Source organism: Paenibacillus sp. sgz302148 (genome assembly GCF_056120465.1).
The window spans coordinates 56220-79725 of the sequence record NZ_JBVYOJ010000009.1; the positions used below are offsets into that span (position 1 = coordinate 56220).

The 23506-nt window shown below is 54.5% G+C and carries 16 protein-coding genes; 9 read left to right on the top strand and 7 right to left on the bottom strand.

Annotated elements, in window-relative coordinates; translation table 11 throughout:
• Positions 1–34: 34 nt before the first annotated feature.
• A complete protein-coding gene (locus tag AC0LWM_RS14735) occupies positions 35–2005 on the bottom strand; it encodes an LTA synthase family protein (RefSeq protein ID WP_474675717.1) in 1971 nt (656 codons plus the stop codon).
• A gap of 198 nt (positions 2006–2203) precedes the next feature.
• Between AC0LWM_RS14735 and AC0LWM_RS14740 the strand changes: the two genes are divergently transcribed.
• From AC0LWM_RS14740 to AC0LWM_RS14750, 3 genes are read left to right on the top strand one after another with little or no spacing between them, the layout of a single operon-like run.
• Positions 2204–3748 (top strand): spore germination protein, encoded by a 1545-nt coding sequence (locus AC0LWM_RS14740; RefSeq protein ID WP_474675718.1) that lies wholly within the window; start codon positions 2204–2206, stop codon positions 3746–3748.
• Positions 3745–4848 carry a GerAB/ArcD/ProY family transporter gene (locus tag AC0LWM_RS14745; protein WP_474675719.1) on the top strand — a complete coding sequence of 368 codons (1104 nt, stop codon included), beginning with the start codon at positions 3745–3747 and terminating at the stop codon, positions 4846–4848. Before AC0LWM_RS14740 ends, AC0LWM_RS14745 begins: the two co-directional genes overlap by 4 nt.
• The gene (locus tag AC0LWM_RS14750) at positions 4845–5969 is read left to right on the top strand and encodes a Ger(x)C family spore germination protein (protein ID WP_474675720.1); all 1125 of its coding nucleotides are present in this window, start codon (positions 4845–4847) and stop codon (positions 5967–5969) included. The genes AC0LWM_RS14745 and AC0LWM_RS14750 overlap by 4 nt, the downstream gene beginning before the upstream one ends.
• A 64-nt stretch (positions 5970–6033) precedes the next feature.
• Here AC0LWM_RS14750 and AC0LWM_RS14755 read toward each other — a convergent pair whose 3' ends face one another.
• Positions 6034–7203, bottom strand: coding sequence for a THUMP domain-containing class I SAM-dependent RNA methyltransferase (locus AC0LWM_RS14755; protein WP_474675721.1), 1170 nt, complete (start codon positions 7201–7203; stop codon positions 6034–6036).
• 166 nt (positions 7204–7369) lie between these two features.
• On the opposite strand from AC0LWM_RS14755, the gene AC0LWM_RS14760 reads away from it, so the two are divergent.
• Complete coding sequence (locus AC0LWM_RS14760; protein WP_474675722.1) at positions 7370–8020, top strand: O-methyltransferase; 651 nt, start codon at positions 7370–7372, stop codon at positions 8018–8020.
• 58 nt (positions 8021–8078) lie between these two features.
• On the opposite strand, the gene AC0LWM_RS14765 is transcribed toward AC0LWM_RS14760, so the two are convergent.
• Positions 8079–9293 carry an MFS transporter gene (locus AC0LWM_RS14765; RefSeq protein WP_474675723.1) on the bottom strand — a complete coding sequence of 405 codons (1215 nt, stop codon included), beginning with the start codon at positions 9291–9293 and terminating at the stop codon, positions 8079–8081.
• A gap of 185 nt (positions 9294–9478) precedes the next feature.
• On the opposite strand from AC0LWM_RS14765, the gene AC0LWM_RS14770 reads away from it, so the two are divergent.
• Entirely contained in the window at positions 9479–11626 is a 2148-nt protein-coding gene (locus tag AC0LWM_RS14770; RefSeq protein ID WP_474675724.1) for an alkaline phosphatase PhoX, read from the top strand.
• 75 nt (positions 11627–11701) lie between these two features.
• On the opposite strand, the gene AC0LWM_RS14775 is transcribed toward AC0LWM_RS14770, so the two are convergent.
• Together AC0LWM_RS14775 and araC are read right to left on the bottom strand one after the other, a co-directional pair.
• The gene (locus tag AC0LWM_RS14775; protein WP_474675725.1) at positions 11702–12931 is read right to left on the bottom strand and encodes an MFS transporter; all 1230 of its coding nucleotides are present in this window, start codon (positions 12929–12931) and stop codon (positions 11702–11704) included.
• 602 nt (positions 12932–13533) lie between these two features.
• Entirely contained in the window at positions 13534–14535 is a 1002-nt protein-coding gene (gene araC, locus AC0LWM_RS14780; protein ID WP_474675726.1) for an arabinose operon transcriptional regulator AraC, read from the bottom strand.
• A gap of 84 nt (positions 14536–14619) precedes the next feature.
• Here araC and AC0LWM_RS14785 point away from each other — a divergent pair, with 84 nt between their 5' ends.
• Positions 14620–15444 carry a phytanoyl-CoA dioxygenase family protein gene (locus AC0LWM_RS14785; RefSeq protein WP_474675727.1) on the top strand — a complete coding sequence of 275 codons (825 nt, stop codon included), beginning with the start codon at positions 14620–14622 and terminating at the stop codon, positions 15442–15444.
• 44 nt (positions 15445–15488) lie between these two features.
• Positions 15489–16610: a glycerate kinase gene (locus tag AC0LWM_RS14790; RefSeq protein ID WP_474675728.1), complete on the top strand. Its 1122-nt coding sequence runs from the start codon at positions 15489–15491 to the stop codon at positions 16608–16610.
• A gap of 111 nt (positions 16611–16721) precedes the next feature.
• Here the strand turns inward: AC0LWM_RS14790 and AC0LWM_RS14795 are convergent, their stop codons facing one another.
• Positions 16722–17447 carry a response regulator transcription factor gene (locus tag AC0LWM_RS14795; protein WP_474675729.1) on the bottom strand — a complete coding sequence of 242 codons (726 nt, stop codon included), beginning with the start codon at positions 17445–17447 and terminating at the stop codon, positions 16722–16724.
• A gap of 124 nt (positions 17448–17571) precedes the next feature.
• A complete protein-coding gene (locus AC0LWM_RS14800) occupies positions 17572–18624 on the bottom strand; it encodes a LacI family DNA-binding transcriptional regulator (RefSeq protein ID WP_474675730.1) in 1053 nt (350 codons plus the stop codon).
• Positions 18625–18892: 268 nt separating this feature from the next.
• Here AC0LWM_RS14800 and AC0LWM_RS14805 point away from each other — a divergent pair, with 268 nt between their 5' ends.
• Entirely contained in the window at positions 18893–21988 is a 3096-nt protein-coding gene (locus AC0LWM_RS14805) for a beta-galactosidase (protein WP_474675731.1), read from the top strand.
• 39 nt (positions 21989–22027) lie between these two features.
• Complete coding sequence (locus AC0LWM_RS14810; RefSeq protein ID WP_474675732.1) at positions 22028–23458, top strand: endonuclease/exonuclease/phosphatase family protein; 1431 nt, start codon at positions 22028–22030, stop codon at positions 23456–23458.
• Positions 23459–23506: the final 48 nt, after the last annotated feature.

The following is a 23506-nucleotide window of genomic DNA, read 5'->3' on the forward strand; positions in this document are numbered from 1 at the left end:
TAAACGAATGGCCGATGATGACGGCGCGAGCCGTTTATCCTTGTCGTTTGCGAAACTCGGCAATCAGGTCGTGAACGACGATGTTGTCCGAGACGTCGAGGTTTTTGATCGTTTGCTCATAACCGGCTTTGCATGCCGAAGGCTCGACGGTCGAACCGGTTACGGCATCGTAGCATTTTCCGTTCTGCAATTGATGGTCTGCGGAAGGGACGTAGAACAGCTTGCCGTCCGTGAATGAACCGTTGCGCAGTACGATGAGATGGTTATCGCCGCTGAACATGTTATGGCCCATAAAGTATTTGTCCTCCGTAGGAACCCCAAGCAAGTGCAGGATCGACGGAGCCATATCGAGCTGGCCTGCGGGCTGCTTATACTCGCCGGCTTTGGCGCCATCCGGAAGGTGGACGATCATCGGCACCTGATTGCGTATTTTGTACATGTCGAATTCCGTGACGGGTTTGCCTAAAAATTTGGAATACAGCTCCGCATCATAAATGGAGTTGTCATGATCCCCGTAGAAAGCGAATATCGTCTTGTCCCACAAGCCTTCTTGCTTCAATCGATCGATCAGCTTTCCAAGCGATGCGTCCACGTAATGTACGCTTTCCAAATAATCGCCGAACATCGTATCCTTCAAATCGCCGATATCCAGCTTCTGGTACGATTCGGGAAGCTTATACGGATGATGGCTCGACAACGTGATCAGGAACGAATAAAACGGCTGTTTCATCGTCATCATTTTATCGACAGATTGCCGGAAAAAAGATTCGTCGGCAAGCGACCAGCCCAGCGGTTCGTCGATCGCAAAATCGGGTTTGCTGTAAAACTTGTTGTAGCCGATATTCGGATAAACGTTGTATCGATTCCAGAAGCTGCCATCATACGCGTGAAACACCGCAGTATCGTAGCCGTCCGACTTCAAGGTTTTGGGCAGGCAGTCGTAGTCATGGCTCGGATACCGGATGAAAACGGAACCGGTCGGCAGCGGATAAAGCGAGCATTGCGACGAGAAGTCGGCATCCGACGTACGGCCTTGTCCCGTCTGATGATAATAGTTGCTGAAATACATGCTTTCCTTGAGCAGCTTGTTAATGTTCGGCGTCACTTCGACACCGCCTATGTTTTTGCCGATGAAGAAGTTTTGGAAAGCCTCCGCTTGAATGACGATGACGTTGCTTCCTTTATATTTGCCGAACAAATCGGTGGTTGCCGTCCGCTCTTGCTTGTTGTCCTCGAACCATTGCTTCGCTTCTTGCGCTTTCGATTCGTCGAGCTGCGGGCTGGACAGCCAATGCTCGTCCGCATAACGGTAAATGTCGTAGCCATGGAACCCAAGGAGCCCCGTGACATTGTACAGCGCAACATTCCACCAATTGCCTACGAACAATCCTTGCGCCCATGTATGGGTCGCCCGCTGTACCGGAAAATGAACGAGCGAGGCCCCTGCCGTGAACAAAACGATTACGACACTGAGCTTAATCAGCGCTAGCTGCCACCAAGGGCTTGAAGATCCTCGATGGAAAGAGGTTCTGCGCGAACGAAAAAACCAATAAAAGCCCAAGGGGAGAAGGATAAGCAAATCTATAAAAAATAGCAAGTCACCCCAGAACAGCAGCGACTCGATGCTGTCGCCGAGCGAACTGACTTGATTCGCCTGCATCAGCACAGGAACTGTAATGAAGTCTTGGAAATACCGGTAATAGACCAGGTCCGCAAAAACGAGCACGCTGATTGCAAGATTGAGCAAAATAAGTACGAGCATTCGCCATCGAGGCGATAAAAATGCAACCCAAAACGAAATGAGAAGGATCGCGCCGACCGCAACCAAATAATCGGAAGTGACGAATTTAATCGTCGGCACATTGATCATAATGTCGAACCAGACAAGCTTGAATAAAAGCAAAACGACAAACAGCAGATAGTCGACAAAACGCAAACGCAGCATCTGCAGCCCAAGCGAAAGCAAAGGGCTTCTTGCCGATACGCGTTGGATTGGCATACTCATGATGGGATAAATCCTTTCTTTTACAATTTCTTCATGAACGATAGCATTTCTATATTATATAACGAATCGTGTCGAATTCCTATCCGACGCCTTTGAATAATTGAGCCATATATTACAAAAATTAAACCGGTGGATGAAAGTGGAACAGATGGAATCGATGGTGCCGAAGGACTATATGGAACCGATGGAGCTGAAGGTATGCATTTTTTTAACTGGTTACGTGGCAAAAAATATGCCCAGCCGCAGCAGCGCCGGCAGCCTGCTGTCCAAGAAATGCCGATAAGCCCGAATTTATCGGACAATATTTCGAGGCTAAATTCCGTATTCGATAAAGCGCCTGATTTGATCATGCGCAAGCTCACCAATCCCGAAACCGGGGTTCAATCCGCGCTTGTTTATTTGGAAGGCTTGTCCGACAAAAACGCGGTGGAAAACAATATCATCAAATCAACGATGAACGCGAATGCGGCGGATCCGGCCGCGCCTTTAAAACCGTTTGCTACGATCGGGGACGTTCAATCGTCCTCGGATTGGAGAACGATCGAACTTGCGATTCTTCGGGGAAAAAGCGTCATGTTCATCCATGGTCATGCGGAAGCGCTCGTTTACGATACGCAAGGATGGCCTCAAAGGGCGATCGAGGACCCGCAGCTGGAATCTTCGCTGAAGGGGGCGCATCAAGGCTTTCTGGAAACCGATACCCAGAACATCGCGATGATTCGCCGTTATATACCCGACACCAACCTAAAAATAATCAATTATTCCATCGGGCGAAAAGGACATACGAAAGTGTCCGTCCTATATATGGAAGATATTTGCCATCCTGAAGTATTGCAAGAGCTGGTGGATCGAATATCGCAAATCGACGTCGACGCGATTATTAATACCGGGGAGCTTGCGGAATTTATCGAAGACAACCCGTATTCGCCATTCCCGCAATTTATACTGACTGAACGTCCCGATGCGGCTGCTTCACAGCTGCTGCAAGGCAGGATATGCGTGATCGTAGATCGGTCGCCGGCCGTCATGATTGCGCCGGCGACATTCATTTCGTTTTTTCAAAGCGTGGACGATTACAGCACGCGTTGGTTGATAGCCTCTTTCTTTCGATTGCTCCGGTTTGTCGGGTTTTTGGCCGCAGTCATGCTGCCTGCCTTCTATATCGCTCTAATCTCCTACAACTTCGAGATCATTCCGCTCAAGCTCCTATTATCCATTGGCGAATCCAGAGAACGTGTGCCGTTTCCTCCTTTTGTCGAAGCGCTTATGATGGAGCTTACGCTGGAGATGATTCGCGAAGCGGGGATCAGGCTGCCTGCGCCGATTGGGCAAACCGTAGGTCTGGTCGGAGGTATCGTCATCGGACAGGCGGTGGTACAAGCGGGATTTGTGAGCAATATCATGGTCATCGTGGTGGCTACAACCGCCATCGCTTCATTTATCATTCCTAGCTATGATATGTCGTCCGGCATTCGATTGCTCCGATTCCCGATGATGATCATCGCCTCATTGTTTGGCATTGTCGGAATCGTTATCGGGTTTATGGTTCTGGTTGCCCATTTCGTGTCATTGGAGTCGCTCGGGACGCCTTTCGGGAGCCCGCTTGCCCCGGTACGATTTGCGGATTGGAAAGATACGTTCATCCGCTTGCCAATTTGGAAAATGGAGAAACGGCCGAAGAGTACGCGTGCGGTTCAATCCGATCGAATGAACAACAACCGGAAGGAGGGAGAGAAGTCATGAAGAAATACGCCTTTAATGAAATTACGACGATGCAATATATTATGCTCATTCATGGCACCCAAGTCGGCATCGGCTTATTCGCGCTGCCGCGGCTTGTCGCGGAAACCGCGGGCACCGACGGCTGGATATCGATCGTGATCGGCTGGCTTGTCTCCCTTCTGGCCAGTCTGGTCATTATTCAAGTGATGAAACGGCACCCCCAATATACGATCATCGATTTGCTGAAGCATTATTTCGGCAAATGGATCGGGGCGCTTCTATCGCTTGGATTTGCTGTTTATTTTGCAATCTTCGCCTTTATCGTACTGGACAGAGCGGTGTTATATATAAAAGCAATAATACTGCAAAGAACGGAGGATTATGTCCTGATTTTGTTGTTCTTGATTCCTGGCGTATTCGTCGTCCGTAACGGCATTCGTATTTTAGGAAGATATTCGGAGTTCGTTTTTTTCTTCTCTTTATGGCTGCCTCTATTATTTCTTTATGTGCTCAAGGATGCCAATTGGCTTTATTTGCTTCCTGTGCTCAAGGATGGCATTTTATCTGTGGTCAAGACGGCAAAATCCACTGTGGTTTCGTTTCTTGGTTTCGAGGTCGCCTACTTTATATATCCTTTTCTGCAAAAAAAACAGCATGCATCCGCCGGCATCGTAGTGGCGAACTCGTTGACGCTGCTTGTGTATCTGCATGTTACGATCACTTCCTTTCTATTTTTCAGTCCGGACCAAATAACGACTTTCAACGAACCAACTCTTACGGCGCTTCGCATTATCGAATTTCGTTTCCTGGAGCGGTTCGATATGCTCGTTCTCGCATTTTATTTGTTCTACGTATCGACAACATGGATGCCTGTCGCATTTTGCTCCGTGTTTACGACAAGCCAATTGTTAGGCAAGCAGAATCATAGCAAGCATTTCTACTGGTTCTGCTGCATTCTCGTTATTGTTACTTATATCGTACGTCCATCGTTCGAACTCAACGATAAGATGACGGATATGATCAACTTGTACGGGATGATCGTCGCTTTCTTGTTCCCGGTTCTTTTATGGTTGTTTGTGTCCATTTACGGTCGGGTCGTCCGAAAGGGGGGGACAGCATGAACAGGTTTATGGCGCTTGTTATTGCCGTAACGATGCTTGTCGTTCTGCCGGGGTGCGCCGATCAAATGAATTTGGAGGATATTACGCTTACGTTGGCGGCTGGGGTTGATTTGAACGAAAAAAACGAGCTGGTCTATTATTCGTCCAGCCCGGTGTTCAATAAAGAAGCCAAGGACAAGGAAGAAGAATATGGAGTCGAGGCGCTGACCTTCAAGCAATCCCGGCGCAAGCTCGACAATGTCGTCACGGCATTAACCGTAGCGGGGAAAGTACAGGTGATGCTCGTCGGCAAACGGGTGCTGGAGCATCCCGATTGGTTCGTGCTTACGGACTCGTTTTTCCGGGATGCGAGGAATTCGCTCAATGCCCGGGTAGCCATCGTCGACGGACCGGTGTCCGAAGTCATTATGTTCTCGCCCAAAGATAAACCGCGTCTTCCGATTCATTTGGCCAAGCTGATCGATACGGCCAACAAACGAAATAACATGGTGCGGAAAACGCTGCTCCAACTGCACCGGGAAATGAAGGAGAGGGGGATAACGCCTTCGGTGCCGATAATTAAAAAAAAGAAAAACGTCAACGTTGCGGGTACCGCATTGTTGAATCACAAAGGACAATACGTGACAAGACTAGCCGGCCATGAAAATCCGTTGCTGCTTATCCTGCAGCGCAAAATGCAACCTGGCGATACGACATTAACTTTAACGATGCCTGTAAAGCCGGATGACGTCCCTCGTATTCTTCATTCCAATACGACGACTCTGGCGCTTCGAAGTCCGAGCGTGAAAACAAAAACTTCATTTCAAAACGGACGCTTCCGGTTTGACGTTCATGTCAAAGTACCGGCCGTTATATCGGAGCGTTTGTTTCCTATGGATATGCGCAAGCAATTCAACCAATTCGAGCAAATGGTGGAAAAGGAGTTGCAACGGCAATTTGAAAGTCTCGTTCGCAAATGCCAACAGAAGAAGCTCGATCCGTTCGGTTTTGGAATATATGCCAGAGCATTCGAATATAAGCAATGGAAGCAAGTAGAGGACAACTGGGGAGAGGTATTCGCCAAATCGGAAGTAAAAGTGACGGTACAAGCAAAGATTCGCGGCATGGGAAGCGTACAGTAATAACAAACGTCCGAAGCATAAGGCTTTCGGACGTTTGTACTGTAGCGCGGTTACGGCATTATGATTACTCGCGATTGTCTGATTGGCCCCGCAGCGCCTTCGGGAACAACCCGCCCGGACCGAAATATTGATAGTAGTGACATTCGATTCGACCGTTGAACAGCTTGCGGTTTTTGTCCGCTTTGCGGCCGAAATAATGCTCGAAGCTGCGGCTAGGGCTTATCGCGAAGAAGGACCAGGTCGGCAGCCGGAGAGCGGCGTTGCCAAGCTGGCGGATGACGGTTTCGACTTCGCTCTTGTCGCCTAACCGTTCGCCGTACGGCGGGTTCGTAATGATGCAGCCGTATTCGCCTTCCGGAGCGATTTTGGCGACGGGAAGCACTTTCAGCGTAATTTCTTTGCCCAGTCCCGCGCTCTTCGCCGCGGCGTTTGCGACTTCGATCGCGGCGGCGTCGAAATCGGAGCCTACGATTTGGAGCGGGATGTCGTCGCGAACGGAGTCGTACGCCTCCTCGCGGGCTCGCTCCCAAAGCTCCGGATCGATGACCGTCCATGCTTCGGAGTTAAACGTGCGCCGCAAGCCGGGCGCGATATTCCAGCCGATCATGGCCGCTTCGACCGGGATCGTGCCGGAGCCGCAGAACGGGTCGTAAAGCGGCCGTTCCGGGCGCCATCGGCTGAGCAGCACGAGTGCGGCGGCCATCGTCTCCTTCAACGGCGCTTCGGTCACGAGCTTGCGGTAGCCGCGCTTATGCAGCCCCGGGCCGGTCGTATCCAGCGTAATTGTGGCGATATCGTTCAGCAGCGATACTTCGATCACGTACCGCGGTCCGGTTTCCTTGAACCATTCGGTACCGTAATGCTGCTGCAATTTGTCGACAACCGCCTTCTTGACGATGCCTTGGCAGGCAGGGACACTGGAGAGCTGCGACTTGTGCGACCTGCCTTCAACAGGAAACTCCCCGTCCTCCGGAATCCAATGCGCCCAATCGAGCGCCTTCGTCCCTTCGAACAGCTCGTCGAACGTACGGGCGGGAAATTCGGCCATCTTGACGAGCACCCGGTCGGAGGTACGGAGCCATAGATTGGCGCGGCAAATGTCCGCTAATTCGCCCATGAAGGTCACTCTGCCGTTTTCGACTGTTACGTCGGTATAACCTAAATCCTTGAGCTCGCGCGCCACGACGGCTTCGAGCCCCATAGGGGATGTTGCTATCAATTGGATACGGGACATGCTGAACGTTTCACTCCATCGATTCGTTTACTGGTTGATTGTCGTTAAGGTTGTGGCGACGCGCCGAAAACCATACAATTAAGTATAGGCGATAATTCCGCCTGATACAAACGAATTGATGTCAAGGCAGAACTTTCGGGTTAAACGAAAGACGAAACTTCTTGCTATGGAGGAGAGATTGCGCATGGGACATACGGAAGAGCAATATTCGGAATCGTTATACGAAAAGGATGAACAGCTTGAACGGGTGATGGAAGGAATAAGGGCGCACGGCATGCCGGAAATATCGGTTGCTCCGGGCTACGGCAGGCTGCTGACGATGCTGGTCAAGATGTCCGGCGCGAAGCGTGTTCTGGAAATCGGCGCCCTTGGCGGATACAGCGGAATCTGCCTGGCTCGCGGATTAGGCGGTGACGGCAAGCTCGTATCGTTGGAGCTCAAAGCGGAATACGCGGAGCTTGCGCATAGTCACCTGAAGGATGCGGGCCTTGGAGATCAAGTCGAATACCGGATCGGCGAAGCGCTCGACAGCCTGCGCCAGCTGGAGGAGGAAGGGCAGCGGTTTGACGTTTTTTTCATCGATGCGGACAAAGAAAACTACCCGAATTATTTGGACTGGGCGCTTAAGCTGGCGAACCCCGGGGCCGTCATTGCCGCGGACAACACGTTTCTGCGGGGGAAAACGACCGATCCGGACAAAAACGGCCCGTCTGTGCTGGCGATGAGGCAGTTCAACGAAAGAATCGCGCGCGACGGACGGCTTATGAGCACAATGCTGCCTGCATACGACGGATTGGCCGTAGCCATCGTTATATAATGAGGCTCGGCGGTACATAAGCAGCTCTCCAGCGCAACAAATAAGAAACCCGGAGCACCTAAGCGGTACTCCGGGTTTGTTTGCGTCCGATCAGCGTTCTGCGGATCCATTCCACATTGATCAACAGCAAAATCGCGGAAAAGATAAAAACGCCCTGGATGCCGAACGGGCCGGACAAGGCGCCGCCGACGATCGGCCCGACCATATTGCCGAGGCTGAGCGTGCTGCCGTTGAAGCTATAGGAGCGGCTTTCCATGCCGTCCGGCGTATATTTGCGGATGAGCGCGTTCACCGAAGGCATCATGCCCCCAAGGCAAAGGCCGAGCAGGAACCGAACGAAGATAAGCTGCCATACCGTATGTACGAAAGCTTGGGGAATGATCGTCAAAGCCGCGCCGATCATCGAGAACAACAGCACGCGCGTCGCGCCATGCTTGTCCGAAATTTTCCCGAGCACGGGCGCTGCGATCATATTGGACAAGCCGGAAACGGCGCTGACGAATCCCGCGAAGAAGGCCAGATTTGCCGTTTGGCCGTGGAGCTGCTCGACGAACAGCGGCAGCAGCGGCATCGGGCTCAGCATCGCAAATTGGATCATAAACGTGACCGCGAACAGCGAGGTAAGCTGGGGCACCCGGGTTAATTCGCGAAACCCTTGCAGGACCGACTGCTGCGGCGCTTTGGCTGCTTCCTCCTTGTTGAACTTATAATCCTTGACCGTGAACATCGCCAGCAAGGAAGCTGCGAATAACAATGCTCCGGTGATGTAAAAAATCGGGCGGAAGCCGACCCAATCGGCCTGCGCTCCCCCGATCAGCGGCCCGAGAATCGATCCGGCGACGGCGCCCGATTGCAGCGTGCCCATGGCGAAGCCGACACGCTTCTTCGGCGTTGTTGCGGAGACAAGCGCGGTTGCGGCCGGCACGAAGCCGGAGATGGTTCCGTTCAGCATCCGCAGCAGCAGCAAGTGCCACGCGGAAGAGGAAAACCCCATCAACGTCATGACGATCGCCATGCCGAAGCCGGAGCGCAGGAGCATCGGTTTTCGGCCGTAACGATCGGCCACTTTTCCCCATATCGGCTGAAATATAAACGAAGTCGCAAAGTTGCCCGCGAATATAAGACCGGCCCATACGCCGATTTGGTGCGGATCGGTCAATCCCAGATCCTGCTGCAAGTACAGCGACAAAAACGGGACGATCATCGTCATCCCCGCCATGACAAGGAAATTGCCGATCCACAGCACGACCAGGTTCATTTTCCAGCGTTCCATACAATTCCCTTCTTTCCCGCACGGTTGCATATAGTATGTGAAAGTATGTTCAGTATATCACAACGATCTTTACATAACTTTTAATTCGTCTTAACGTTAATCCGCATTTGGGTTTAAACTGCGTTTACAGACAACCTTTATCCTATGTACAGGTCTATACTATATGAAGGTAGAGGTTGAGGTCGATGAAAAGAAGAAAAATCAATAAAAAGTGGCTTATCTCGGCGCTGGGATTAACGCTGCTTGCTCCGTCGGTATTCCCGCTCGCTGCCTCGGCAAGCGAACTCGCAAAAGTGAAGACGGTTGAATTCGTCGGAATGGACGCTCCGCAGACTGCGCAAGAGATGGCGAAATTATATACGAAAGCATCGGTGAACGTGACCTATACGGATGGAACGACCAAATCGTTTCCGCTGTCGTATAAAACTTTGTTCAAAACGACGGACGTCATAAACGGAACGCCGGCCGGCGTGTCGGTTGACGTTAACGGCAAACCGATAATGGACAACAGCGTACCCGAACACCCGGTGCCATTCGTATCCGATGATCCGGATTCGAACTCTCTAATCAACATCCAGGGCGCAACTGCAACGGGCAAAGGCGGTAACCCGCTGTCGCTTGTGACGCATTATGAATACATCACGAGCAACAATGCGGGCAAATCCGCATACGGAATCGTGCCGGCATCGATGAGCTTAAGCACAATCGATCAGAATAAGGCAACCGGGAAATTGACGGTTACCGACTTGAAGAAGATCGATTTTTCGGCCGTCGGCGGATTGTGGATTCCGTGCAACGGATCGTTGACGCCTTGGAATACCCATCTCGGCAGCGAGGAGTATGAGGCTGATGCGCGCGCATATGAAGCGGATCCGACCCAAACGTACGTCGCGTCGTTTACGAAAAACTACTTTCAGGACGATAAAAAAGCCGGCAACCCATATGCTTATGGCTTTATTCCGGAAGTAACCGTAAACGCGGATCGTACGACCAGCGTCGTCAAGCATTATAGCATGGGCCGGTTCTCGCACGAGCTCGGATCCGTTGCGCCTGATCACAGAACGGTGTTCTTCGGAGACGACGGCGGCAACACGATGCTGTTCATGTATGTCGCCGACAAAGCGCAAGACCTTTCCGCAGGAACCTTGTACGCCGCCAAGTGGCTCCAGACAAGCGACGAAAACGGCGGTTCGGCCGATTTACAATGGATCAAACTCGGTCATGCTTCGGACAGTGAAATCAAAGCTTATGTCGACAAAGGCATCAAGTTCAGCGATATGTTCGAAACGGCGGAAAAAGATACGGCGGGCTTCAGCAAGATTAAGGCATATCCGAGCGGCAAAACCGAATGGCTGAAGGTGAAGCCGGGCATGGAGAAAGCGGCAGCTTTCCTCGAGTCCCGCCGCTATGGTGCAATGCTCGGCGCTACCGCCGAATTCAACAAAATGGAAGGCGTAGCGATCAACGCCGCCGACAAAAAAGCGTACGTCGCCATCTCGTATTTGGAAAAAGCAATGGAGAAAGACGCCAAGGGCGCCGATCCTGCCGACGATATTCATTTGAAAAAAATTAAAGCGGGCGCCACTTACGAGCTTGCGATGCAGGGCGGGCAAAAGGACCGCGACGGCCATGCGATCGATAGTGCCTTCGTAGCTTCAACGATGAAAGCACTCGTTGTCGGCGAGGATCTCGCCAAACCGGATCAGCATGGAAACACCGCGGTTGTCGACAAAGTCGCGAATCCGGACAATATCGCTTATTCCGAAAGCATGCGGACTTTGTTTATCGGCGAAGACAGCGGCATGCACGCAAACAACTTTTTATGGGCTTATAACATAGACACGAAGAAGCTTTCCCGCATCCTGTCGACGCCGTCCGGCGCGGAAGCAACCGGTCTGCAAGTCGTCGACGATGCCAATGGCTTCAGCTACGTGATGAGCAACATTCAGCATCCCGGCGATGAAATGATTTTGCCTGACCCGCTGAAAACGGAAGTCGAAGGGTATATCAACAAAAACTTCGACAATAAACGTTCCGGCTCGGTCGGTTACATCAGCGGCTTGCCTGGATTGAACAGCACGGTGGAATGGAGCGATGCCGATACATCCGTCGTAGCATTGCGCGACTTCGCGGAAGCGGCCGGCGCGACCGTATATTACGGCGAAGAAACGCATACCGTCGCGGTTATGAAAGACGGACAGTCGCTGCTCTTCAAAGTCGGGGATTCTGAAGTGAGCGTTAACGGGCAAACGATTCAGTTGAAGGAAGCAATTCGGGCGGAAAAGGGGAAAACGATGTTCCCGGCGAGCCTAATAACGGAATTTTTGAAATAATCGAATGAAAACGAAAAGATCATCCGTTCAACGACGACGGATGATCTTTTTTCGTTTCGGACGATGCGGTGATCGTCACATGCTAAGATGGTTGCGCCGGACTTTGGCCGTGCTTCTCGTCCAGGCGAAAGTAAGGCCGAATGCCGCTATGGCGGCTGCGGTACCGAATGTAAATCCTCCGCCCAAGCCATACGATTCGTTCAGCCATCCGGCAATGAACGGGCCTCCGAACATGCCCGCCGAATAGACGGCTTGATAAAATCCCATGGCGGTCGCCCGTTTGTCCTGCTCGACGGATTGAATCGCAAGCGCCATCAGCAGCGGCATGTGCAGCCCTTGGGCAAGGCCGTTCACGGCTTGCGTCGCCATTAGCCAGCCGAGCGTCGGCATGAAAGGGATCGCGGCCGTACAGACGGCGCTGATCGCAAAGCCTGTCATGATGACATTCCATGCGCCCCAGCGCGGAGCGAACCGCCGCCCGGAGTAAAGCGAGGCGAACGCATGCGGAACCATAAAGGCAATGCTGAGCAAGCTTAAATCAAGATCGTCCGCATGCAGCGTCGCGGCGTACGAAGGGGTGAAGCCGAACATCGTGATGAATAAGACGCAATGCGCGAGTACGGACAGGAGGGAAGCCTTCAGCAAGCTGCCTTCCTTCATGACGGGGGCGAGATCCTTCATTCGGATCGGTTCGCGGTATACGCCTTCCTTCGGCTCCTTAACGAAGAACGATGCGGCAAGTCCAGATACGCCGATAGCGGCGCCGGTCCAGAATACCGATGCAGTTCCGGTCCAATGCGATAATACGCCGCTTAATCCCATGCCGATCAATTGCCCTGCAACCGTCAAAAAGCTGATAACGCCCATCGCTTTCGTCGCTTCGTGCTTTGCGTAATAGCTTGCGTACAACACAGTGAACGCGACCCAGCACGAAGCGGAGATTCCGGAGACGGCGCGTGCCGCCAAAGTCCAGCCAAGCTGCTGCGATGCCGCGAACAAGATGCAGCTTAGTGCGGCCGTCGCCATCCCGAGGGCGATAAACGGCTTGCGCACGCGCATCCGGTCTGACAGGATGCCGAGCGGCAGCCGCACGAGCAGTTGCATGAAGCCGTAGCTGCCTAGAACGATGCCGACAAAAGCGAGGCTGGCGCCGAGCGATTCCACATAAGGAGAAAGAATCGGCACATAGATGTATAAAGAAGCCCAATAAAGAAGCGTCACGGCGATAAAGCCGGCATGCTCGGTCGGAGCTAGTGCGACGGAAGAGTTCGCGCCGCCGCCGGCCGGTTCTGTTGAATGCCGCATGGATGAGATCATTCCTCTCCTTGTTGTTCATATGTTGGAAGCGTTGTATCCCCAATGCAAGAAGCTAATGAACACCTATTGTTCCGTTAAGGAACTTTTTGCAACTTGTTCAACACTCTCTCTTGCAAAAAGTGCATACAGGGAGAGTGCATCATTGCAAAAGTTCATGGATCTCGTATATTCGGAAAAAAGCTGTTCATAGTAATTGTTAACTGAAACCCATGAATCACGGGGAATGCATCATCGCAAAAGTGCAGCGGAAAACTAATTATTCCCCGAAACCTTAAGCAGCTCATTGCAAGTTGTTCAATGGAAAACACTCGAATCTCGGAGAACGCATCATTGCAAAAAGTGCAATGGAATATCTCTTATACTTAGAAAATAGAGCTTCTCATTGCAAAATGTACAACGGGAGACGGCTTTTTTTGCCGTATTCGTCCGAAGCAGGAGAAGTGACTGCACAAAGTACAATAGATTCAAATTATAGCTGCGCGAAATGTTTTACCTATTGTACAAAATACAATCAAACAAAATGTAGAGTAATATGATAAACGGCTTTTTGTCTTTTTCATAAACGAGATCTAATCCGTCGTGCCGGCCATCTACCCTTGTGTGTCGGTCTTCCCATTGTGCGCCTGGAGCGGGAATTCGTCAATAGCGGGAATGGCTTCAGACGAAGCTCCTTGCTCCTTGTTCCGCTGCGTCACCTTGCGGTAAGCGGTAGGACTCATGCCGTAATAAGCGGAAAACTGGCGGGAAAAATAATACAGCGAATGAAAGCCGACATCCCCGGCAATATCGGAAACGTGGCGCTGCGTATACTCCAGCAGCCGGGCTGCTTGGCGAAGCCGCATCTTCTGAACGGTTTCCATAACCGAATCGCCGGTTTGTTCCTTGAATAGATGGGCGAGCCGTGAAGGCGACAGATGGACGAGCTTGGCAAGCGATTGCACGGTAATGTCGTCGGCGAGATTTCGTGCCATCGCCTCCAGCGTTTGGCTGATCCGCGGATCAACCGGCTGCCGTTCCCCGCCCGGGTCGGTGCGTTGAAGCAGCAGTACGATTTCTTCCAGAGCGTTTAAGGCAAGCTCTTCCGTTAGCGCTCCTTGGCCGACACTGTCGGCAACGACGCGGCCGAAGGCGGCGCCGATGCGAGCGCGTACGGCATCGTCGGCGATGTGGAGATGAACGAAGCCGCGTTCCGTTTCCGTGAATTGAAGCCACTGCGCCCAATGCGGACGTGGCACGAAATGAGCCCATTGGAAGTCCCACGATTGCTCCGGGGCCGAAGTTCTGTAATCGTGAGGCGTGCCTGGCGAGAGGATGGCGACATCTCCGGCACGGCATACATAATCTTTGCCGCCGAAACGATACGAGCCGCTCCCGGCGAAGGTCAGCGTAATAAGCCAGTCCCGCGTGCCCGACGGACGGGTCGCGAAATAGCCGTACGGCATGTCGAAATGACCCGCGACGAGAATGCCGGGAGGCGGCGCCGGTGTCGAGCCGTCGATCAAATCCGGTAATTTTTCATACCCAGTCCCAATCCCAGTCCTAACTGTAGCGTTCTTAGAGCTTGCAGCAGAATTGTGCAAGTTGTCGACCATGCAAAACATTCCTTTCCGGTACGGTTCCTTATACACTGATTGTATCACGGATCTAGTGACAATTGAACTTTGGAGGGAATGGACATGGCTGAAGGATTGCGAAAAGGAGTGCTGTCGCCGGAGCAGGTGCAGCAGTTTCATGAGAATGGATATTTGATCGTCAAACATGTATTTAGCGACGAGGAGATGCGGACGCTTCGGGATACGTTTATGGGCATTCACGCGGCAGGACCGGTTCCGGGTTATTTTCATCCGGTGTCCGAAGAGGAAGCGGAAGGAAACATTTTGAAGCAATATCCACGCATTATGCATCCACACCGCTTTAACGATTATGCACGCGACATGATGCTGCACCCTCACATCATGAGCCGGCTGGCCGATTTGTTCGGCGAGGAGCCGCTGGCCGCGCAAAGCATGTTTTATTTCAAGCCGCCGGGCGCGAAAGGGCAGGCGCTGCATCAAGACAACTTCTATTTGAAAGTCGAGCCGGGAACGTGCATCGCCGCATGGCTGGCCGTTGACGCCGCCGATATGGACAATGGCGGCATGGTCATCGTGCCTCAGTCGAATAAGCTGGACGTTCAATGTCCGCATGCCGCCGACCCCGAGGTTTCGTTTACGACAGAAGAGGTCGACATTCCGTCCGGGTTGTCGAGCGTGCCGGCGATCATGGAAGCGGGGGACGTCTTGTTCTTCAATGGCAGCGTGATCCACGGCTCGTATCCGAACGAATCGAAGGACCGCTTCCGCCGTGCGTTTATTTGCCACTATACCGGCATTTCGACGACGAAAATCGGTGAATTTTACAATCCTTTGTATACAATCGACGGCGAAGTGATTACACTGGAAGGAAACAAGGACAGCGGCCCGTGCGGAACGGAATACGGCGCGGCACGCGGCCCCCACTAAACGCTGAACGGCCGTGCCGCCGTGAAGCCTGAGGGAGTGTGCAGATGAAATTTGTCATTGCCCCGGACTCCTTCAAAGGGAGTTTGTCATCGGTTCAAGCGGCGGAGACGATACGGAAAGCGATTATGATGGAAATGCCCGCGGCGGTCACGGACGTCGTGCCGATCGCCGACGGAGGAGAAGGGACGGTGGACGCCTTCCTGCGGGGAACCGAAGGCACCCGCATCACGACACGCGTCACGGGACCGGAAGGAGAACCGGTTCAGGCTGTCTACGCCGGTCTTGCGGACGGTGAAACGGCCGTGATCGAAGCCGCCGCCGCGGCGGGCTTGACGCTGGTGCCGGCCGAGCGGCGCAACCCGTTGCCGCTGACGACGTACGGCGTCGGCGAATGCATCCGCGATGCGCTGAACCGCGGCTACCGCCGGCTGATCGTCGGCCTCGGCGGCAGCGCGACTAACGACGGCGGCCTCGGCCTGCTGCAGGCGCTTGGCGTGCGCTTCGCAGATAGCGCCGGCGCTGACGTCGCGCCGGTCGCCGCCTCGCTCGCGGCGGTGCGCAGCGTCGACTTCGCGGGACTCGACCCGCGCGTGTGCGAAGCGTCGCTATCCATCGCCAGCGACGTCGACAACCCGCTGTGCGGCGAGCGCGGCGCGTCCCGCGTGTACGGGCCGCAGAAGGGCGCCACGCAAGAGCAGGTCGCTGCGCTTGACGAGGCGCTGGCCGCGTACGCCCGCCGCGTCGAAGCGGCCCTCGGCGGTGGCGCGCGCCTGAGCGACGCCCCGGGGGCGGGAGCCGCCGGCGGGCTCGGCTTCGCGCTGCTCGCGCTCGGCGGCGCGATCTCCCCCGGCGCGCAACTGGTCGCCGCCGCGGTGGGGCTCGAGCAGCGGCTCGGCGGCTGCGACTGGCTCATCACCGGCGAAGGCAAGACCGACCGCCAGGCGTTAAACGGCAAGGCGCCGTTCTATGTCGCCGGGCTCGCTCGCAAGCACGGCGTCCGCACGCTGCTCGTCTCCGGTGCGCTGGAAGACGCGGACATGCTTTATCCGCATTTTGACAGCATGCACGCCATTGCCAGCGGTCCGATGTCGGTGGAACAATCGATCGCAGGCGCCGAGCGGCTGCTGTACGAAAAGATGAGCAACATCGCCAGACTTTGGCGCTAAGACAATTTACGGCACCTTGACCTTAAGCAACAAGAGCCTCCTTGCACGAAAAATGTGCATAGAGGCTCTTATCGTCTTAAAACGGAAGCGGCGCAAATACCGAGGGCAACGCTACGAAGAAGTTTCCGTGCTGAATTTGTAGCCGAAACCGCGAACCGTTACGATATATTTCGGATTGGCTGGATCGGCTTCGATTTTTTTGCGCAAATTGCTGATGTGAACCATAACGGTCCTTTCGTCGCTTTCCCTGTCCCAGCCCCAGATGTGCTCGTACAGCTGTTCCACGCTGAACACCTGGTTCGCGTGGCGAACGAGATACAGCAGCAGTTGGCGTTCCTTGGCGAACAACGGCACGGGCTGATTCGCGACATGAACCTCGAAGTTTTTCCAATTGACCGAGAGCCGGTCGTCCTGCCAAATCGATTCTTCCTTCGGAATTTCCTTCATTCCCGCGCGGCGCAAATGGGCTTTCACCCGCGCTACCAAGACGACGGGATCGAACGGCTTCGTCATGTAGTCGTCCCCGCCCGTATCCAAGCCATTCACGATATCGTCCGCATCGCGCTTGCACGTCAAAAATATGATCGGCACGCCGCTTCGTTTGCGGATTTCTTTGCACAGCGAAAGTCCGTCGGTGTCCGGCAGCAGAATATCGAGCAGAATCAGATCGGGCTGCTCTTGCTCCAGCAGCCGGATGGCTTCGCCGCCGTTTTCGGCGGAGATCGTCGCGAACCGGCCGTTATGCAAGTACAGCCGCACCAAATCGCGAATTTCCGGCTCATCCTCGACGATTAATATTTTGCCTTGCGGAGCCAGGTCGATCGCGGATTGTGCCACCTCGGAATCCCTCCATTGTTCACGTTCGTCTCATATGCCTATATAACATTTGTCGGAAAATCATGTTCATAACGTTTGACTATCATGAAAAAATTGCCCGGCCAACTGGCTTCACGATCCAAATTCATCCGGAATCGCGGATGACGAGGCGAGCGTTCAGCACGATCGTTTCGCTTGGGCTGCCGGGACGCCTGACGCGCCGATCCAGTGTTTCGACCGCCCTGTAGCCTAGCTCCTCCTTGCCTAGATGCACGGTCGTTAATGCTGGCGTCGCATACGCCGCGCTTTCGATATTGTCGAAGCCGACGACACGGCAGCGCCCCGGAACGGCGATATCTCGTTTCTTCAAACAAGAGATGAGCTCGAGCGCAATCCGGTCGTTCGCGCATATAAATCCGTCCGGCAGTTCGCCTTGCGGCGTTTGATCGAGCTTTCTTTCCAAATACTCCGTGATAATCTCTTCGTTGCGGTAGTTCAGGCCCCATTTCTTCAACGTAATGGCCCCGGTTTTGCCTCCAAGTTCTTCGACGGCCATTCTGCAGCCCCACCACCGCTCGCGAAAGCTGACGGCGAACGTGTCGTTGCCGACAAAAACGAACGAGCTGCAGCCGAGCGCGATGAGCCGCTGGCATACCATCTTGGAAGCCTCGATGTTGGCGTTGACGACACAATCCAGATCGGCAAGCGGGTCCGCATGATCGACAAGGACAAGCGGCAGTCCGGAATGTTTGATCGGCAATATGGTCTGGGCAGGATAGGTGCCGAGCACGATACCTCCGACACAAGAAGCTCGATTGATGTAGGGAGGAATGGAAATTTCCATTTTGCTTTCCTCCTGGACGGGGACGATCAAATGCTCCCAGCCGAATTCGGCGCACCCATTCATGATGCCTAACATCACTTTTTCCCAGAAGGAGGGTTCCTTCAGCCGCGTCGACTTCACCCAAACGAGAATAAACGGTTTGACCTCGCGTTCGTCCTGGGCTTGCGCCGCTGCGGCGATCGATTCCGCATTGCCTTTATTGGCGGCACGGTAGCCTAACGTTTTGGCGGTTTGCAAAATCAATTGCCGCGTCCCTTCGCTGATGCCGGGTTTACCGGACAACGCCTGGGATACGGAAAACTTGGACAAGCCAAGCTGATCGGCGATTTGCTGCATGGTTACTTTTTTGCTCATCCAAGCACCTCATATAACTAACAAATATAACAAAACCATATATACCGACATCTTACTATGCGGTTTCGATTTGCGCAATGCAACCGGCGTATTTCGCAGGCCCGCGGCGGCCGTGCAGCGCCGTATTGCGTCAATGGTCGGCCAGCGGCCCGGAAGTGCCCGATTTGACATGGATTCGCTATTGACGGATCGCTTTCTTTTCGATACATTTCGCATAGCGTTGCTGCAGTTCACCTAACAAAACAAACAAAATAAAAGGAGCGTTCCGATGAAATCTATCGTTGTTTTTTATGATCCGTCTTTCCCGTACGCAGGCGAACGTCCCGACACGGCTCAGCTGAACTTTGGATCCGACGCCGTCGTTGTCGATGCAAGCGGGCTGGAGCAAGCTTTGGCTAACGAGCAGACGGAATCTTTCATTCATTTGCATGGACCGTATTTTCCGAAAGCGTCTTGGAATGCGATCGTTCGATTCATTAACCGGAAGGGCGGCTTCGTCAATATCGGCGGCGCGCCGTTCCAGTATCCCGTAGGTCGCGCGAACGGAGAATGGGTCGTCGAGCGACGTCAGACGGCATTCCATCAATATCTTCAAATTCACGAGGCGAACCCGGTCAATCCGCAGCCGATCCGGCATTTTGCGGCGTATGACGCAATTCCGCTGCTCCAAGGCAAAGAATCGTTGTTCACGGTGGAGCCGACGCACAGCCTCGTGCTGCATGTCACCCGGACGAAAGACGTGCCGACGGACGACGGCTCGGCCGGTCCGATGGATGCTCACCTGTATCCGCTGCTCAAAGGGATTTCGCGCGATGATCGCGAGGTAGCGGCACCTGCGGTATTGCTCGAGAATACGAAAGGCAAATTCGCAGGCACGCGCTGGGTATTCGTGAACCAAACGGTCGGCGCGGCGTTCTGGAACGGCGACGGCGGCGCCTTGTTGACCGAGCTGGCGAACTTCAGCGCGCGGGGCGTCACCGAAATGTGGCTGAAGCCGAACTTCGTGACGTATGAGCCGGGCGAGCGCGCGACATTGTCGCTTCATCTGCAAAGCCTGAAGCTCGGTGCGGTCAAGAATGGCGAGTGGACGTTCCGCCTTCAAATTGCCAAGGAAGGTACCGGCGGCGTGTTGTTCGAAACGGAATTTACGATGCAAGGCTCCCCGCTGCTGCGCCATCACCGGATCAAGCTGCCTTTTGCGATGGAAGCCGGTTATTACAGCATTGAATGCATTGCAACCGCGGATAGCGGCGAAACGCGCGTGCTGCGCCAGGGCATCTGGGGCAGGGACGAGGAGCTGCTGCAATCGGGAGAACCGTTGTCGGCCGGACGCGATTATTTCGTCAAAAACGGCAAGCCGCTGCCGATCGTCGGCATGACGTACATGGCTTCCGACGTGGCGCGCAAATATTTGCTGCTCCCGAACGTCAGCGTATGGGACCGTGACATGGCCCAAATGAAAAAGGCCGGCATCAACTTCATCCGGACGGGCTTGTGGACGGCGTTCAAAAGCGTCATGTTCATGGACGGCCATCCGTACGAAGAAGTGCTTCGCGCGATCGATGCGTTTATTTTGACGGCCAAAAAGCATGATCTCGAAGTGACGTTCAACTTCTTCGCCTTTACGCCGGAGCTGTGGGAGGGTGTCAATCCATACCTCGATCCGCGCAGCGTCGAAGCGCAGAAGCGCTTGATCACATCGGTCGTGGAGCGCCACATCCACACGACGAACGTGCAGTGGGATTTGATCAACGAACCGTCGATGAACGATCCGAAGCGGCTGTGGGTGCCGAACGCGGCGCAGGATCCATTCGAGCAGGCGGCGTTTGCGGCTTGGCTGAAGGAACGCCACGGCGATATCGATACGCTTCGCGAGCGCTGGAACATGACGGCGCAGGAGCTGCCGAGCTTCGAAAGCGTGCGGGCGCCGGAGCGCAGCGAAATCAACTTCGGCACGACGCCGATTCAACCGCGCCGCAGCATGAAGTGGCTTGATTTTGTGTTGTTCACCCAAGACGTTCATAACGGCTGGGCGAGCAACCTGACGAAAGCAATCAAGGATGTGCAGCCGAGCCAGCTCGTGACCGTCGGCCAAGACGAAGCCTTGGCGATGCAGCGTCCGTCTCCGTTCTTCTACGCGGAAGCGGTTGATTATACGACGTGCCACTCCTGGTGGATGATGGATTATCTCGTGTGGGACGGCATCTTCACGAAAACGCCGTACAAGCCGAATATGATTCAGGAAACGGGCATCATGTACGTCGAGACACCGGACGGACGCGCGAAACGATCGGAAGAGGAGCTCCGCAACATTCTGGAGCGCAAATACGCGTATACGTTCTCGACCGGCGGCGCCGGGGCGGTGCAATGGATATGGAACATCAATTACCATATGGATAACGTCAACGAATCGAACATCGGCGCGCTGCGCGCGGACGGCACGGAGAAACCGGAAGCGGACGTTTCGTACGATTTCGGCCGGTTCATGGCGCAAATCGGCGACCTGTTCGTGGACCGCAAGCTGGAGGAGGTCGTGGCGATTTTCCCTTATTCGAACGACTTCTCGAACCGCGCGATGGCGGTAGGCGGCACGCAAAAGCTGGCCCGTACGCTCGCGTACGAGATGAACGTGCCGTTCCGGGCGATGGGCGAATACCATCTGCAGGCACTCGCCGACCAAACGGCGCCGAAGCTGATCATCGTTCCTTCGGCACACAACTTCAGCGACGAGGCGCTCGACGCGCTGCTTGCGCATATTCGCGAGAACGGCGGCACGCTGCTGTTCACCGGGCCGATCAGCCTGGACACCTACTGGCAGCCGAAACTTCGGTTAACCGCCGAATTCGGCGAGCGGGAAATCGGCAACGTGCTGCGCGAGGAATTGCTGTCCGTGAACGGCCGGGGCGTACCGGTATCGTTCGGCGGGGAGCGGATCGCCCAGGTGTGCAAGGAATATGCGATCGGCGGAAGCAAAGGCCCGGTCGAGCTGCGCGAAGCGGCGATCGGCAAAGGCACGCTCCTGTGGAGCCCGTTGCCGGTAGAGCTGAACGAACGCACATCGGCGCTGACGGAGCTATATGGCTACGCAATGAACCGTGCAGGCGTAGAGGCGGAGCTGAAGTGGAACGTTGGCGGCGATTTGGCGGGCATCTACGGCCGCAAATTGACTTTTGCGCAAGGCGCGTTGTTTATTTTCGTATCGGAATACGCGGTGGACAGCGAGATCGAAGTGACGGATCCTGCGACCGGCAAATCGTATTCGTTTATGGTGGAGAAAGAACGTACCGTCATGTTCGCAACCGACAGCGCAGGCCAACTGCGTGCGGTTTACCGTCCGGAAGAAGTTCAAGTCGCCGTTAAATAAACGATGGAAAAGGCTGCGGTTGCAGCGAGGAGAACGAATATGAGGGATTCGATATGGAGGTTGTCCCGCGACGGCGGGGTGCAAACCGCGATCGGCCACGATCTGACCGGACGAATCAAAAAACGTTTGCCGCTTGTCATCGACCATCCGCTGCCCGGGCATAACGGTGATTTCACCGTTGTGCTGCAGGCCGCCGCGGTATCGCATTCGGCGGAAGCGTACGATATCGTAACCGCTGCCGTCCCGGGGGAGCAAGGCGAAACGGGCTGGAGGATCGGCGTTCAGGCGAACGGGGCATGGTTTTGGAAAGCGGGCGGGGGCGGAGCTGGTTATGATTATAGCCCGACTCCGCGGCGTCAATCGATCCGAGGCGAAGCGGCCAAGCAAGTTGCGTTCAGCTACAGCGCCGAGAAGGCTGAAGTCCGGCTGTATTATGACGGCTTGAATGTCGCCATTTATGATGCAGGAGGCTTAAGCGGACTGAACGATGCGGCGCAAGTGTGGATCGGCGGCAGTGCCGCCAAGGCGGAAGATGAAGCCGAAAAAACCGCGTTCTACGGAACGGTAAGCGACGTCTCCTTCTACGATCGCGTGCTGTCGGCCGCAGAAGTCGCCTCACTCTCGGGCAAAGTTGCTGTGACTGGCGAGAGAGCGGTCTCGGATCTTAAAGCGATGAACTTCAACATCTGGAACGGCGGCAGGGAGTCGGGCAAAGAAATCGGCGTCGAGCGCGTCATCGACGTCATCCGCGACTCCGGCGCCGACGTAATTTCCATGCAGGAAACGTACGGCTCCGGACCGATTATCGCAGATCGGCTCGGGTATTATTTCTACCTGCGCAGCTCCAATCTGTCGATCATGAGCCGGTATCCGATCGGCGAAACGTATCGCGTCTTCGAACCGTTTCATTGCGGAGGGGCCGAAATTTTGCTGAGCCCCAGCCAGACGATCCGGTTATACACGCTCTGGCTCCACTGGCTGCCGGATTATTGGGCCGACATGAAGAAGCCGGAGCGCATTTCCGAGGAAGCTTTTATTCAAGGCGAGCATACAAACCGGATGCCCGAGCTGCTGAAGATCATTACGGGTATAGAAGCTCATATCGCGGAAGCCGACTCCGTCCCGCTGTTCGTTTGCGGCGATTTCAACAGCGGATCGCATCTTGATTGGACGAAAGCGACGAAGGGGCTTCATAACGGCTACGCTTATTCGTTCCCGCAGAGCGTTGCGATGCTGGGCGAAGGGTTCCGCGACGCGTACCGGGAAATTCATCCCGATCCGCTTGCGGACCCGGCGACGACTTGGCCGGCGGATCCGGCCTCGCACACGAGCATGGCCGACCGGATCGATTTCATTTATTACAAAGGAAAGGCGCTTTCGGTGGTGGACGCGTCCGCCATCGCTGGCCATCCGGTGCATTATCCTTCCGATCATGCGGCGGTGACGGCGACGTTCCGTTTGCGCTCATAATCCGGCTGCCGTTCGGAGCATGCATAAGGGCTGTCAGGTCATTTCGGA

Bases quoted from the DNA above. Each gene is read 5' to 3' on its own strand.
- AC0LWM_RS14735 (WP_474675717.1), bottom strand. From the start codon at position 2,005: ATGAGTATGCCAATCCAACGCGTATCGGCAAGAAGCCCTTTGCTTTCG.
- AC0LWM_RS14750 (WP_474675720.1), top strand. From the start codon at position 4,845: ATGAACAGGTTTATGGCGCTTGTTATTGCCGTAACGATGCTTGTCGTT.
- AC0LWM_RS14810 (WP_474675732.1), top strand. From the start codon at position 22,028: ATGAGGGATTCGATATGGAGGTTGTCCCGCGACGGCGGGGTGCAAACC.
- AC0LWM_RS14765 (WP_474675723.1), bottom strand. From the start codon at position 9,293: ATGGAACGCTGGAAAATGAACCTGGTCGTGCTGTGGATCGGCAATTTC.
- araC (WP_474675726.1), bottom strand. From the start codon at position 14,535: ATGGTCGACAACTTGCACAATTCTGCTGCAAGCTCTAAGAACGCTACA.
- AC0LWM_RS14775 (WP_474675725.1), bottom strand. From the start codon at position 12,931: ATGCGGCATTCAACAGAACCGGCCGGCGGCGGCGCGAACTCTTCCGTC.
- AC0LWM_RS14740 (WP_474675718.1), top strand. From the start codon at position 2,204: ATGCATTTTTTTAACTGGTTACGTGGCAAAAAATATGCCCAGCCGCAG.
- AC0LWM_RS14785 (WP_474675727.1), top strand. From the start codon at position 14,620: ATGGCTGAAGGATTGCGAAAAGGAGTGCTGTCGCCGGAGCAGGTGCAG.
- AC0LWM_RS14790 (WP_474675728.1), top strand. From the start codon at position 15,489: ATGAAATTTGTCATTGCCCCGGACTCCTTCAAAGGGAGTTTGTCATCG.
- AC0LWM_RS14760 (WP_474675722.1), top strand. From the start codon at position 7,370: ATGGAGGAGAGATTGCGCATGGGACATACGGAAGAGCAATATTCGGAA.
- AC0LWM_RS14745 (WP_474675719.1), top strand. From the start codon at position 3,745: ATGAAGAAATACGCCTTTAATGAAATTACGACGATGCAATATATTATG.
- AC0LWM_RS14770 (WP_474675724.1), top strand. From the start codon at position 9,479: ATGAAAAGAAGAAAAATCAATAAAAAGTGGCTTATCTCGGCGCTGGGA.
- AC0LWM_RS14805 (WP_474675731.1), top strand. From the start codon at position 18,893: ATGAAATCTATCGTTGTTTTTTATGATCCGTCTTTCCCGTACGCAGGC.
- AC0LWM_RS14755 (WP_474675721.1), bottom strand. From the start codon at position 7,203: ATGTCCCGTATCCAATTGATAGCAACATCCCCTATGGGGCTCGAAGCC.
- AC0LWM_RS14800 (WP_474675730.1), bottom strand. From the start codon at position 18,624: ATGAGCAAAAAAGTAACCATGCAGCAAATCGCCGATCAGCTTGGCTTG.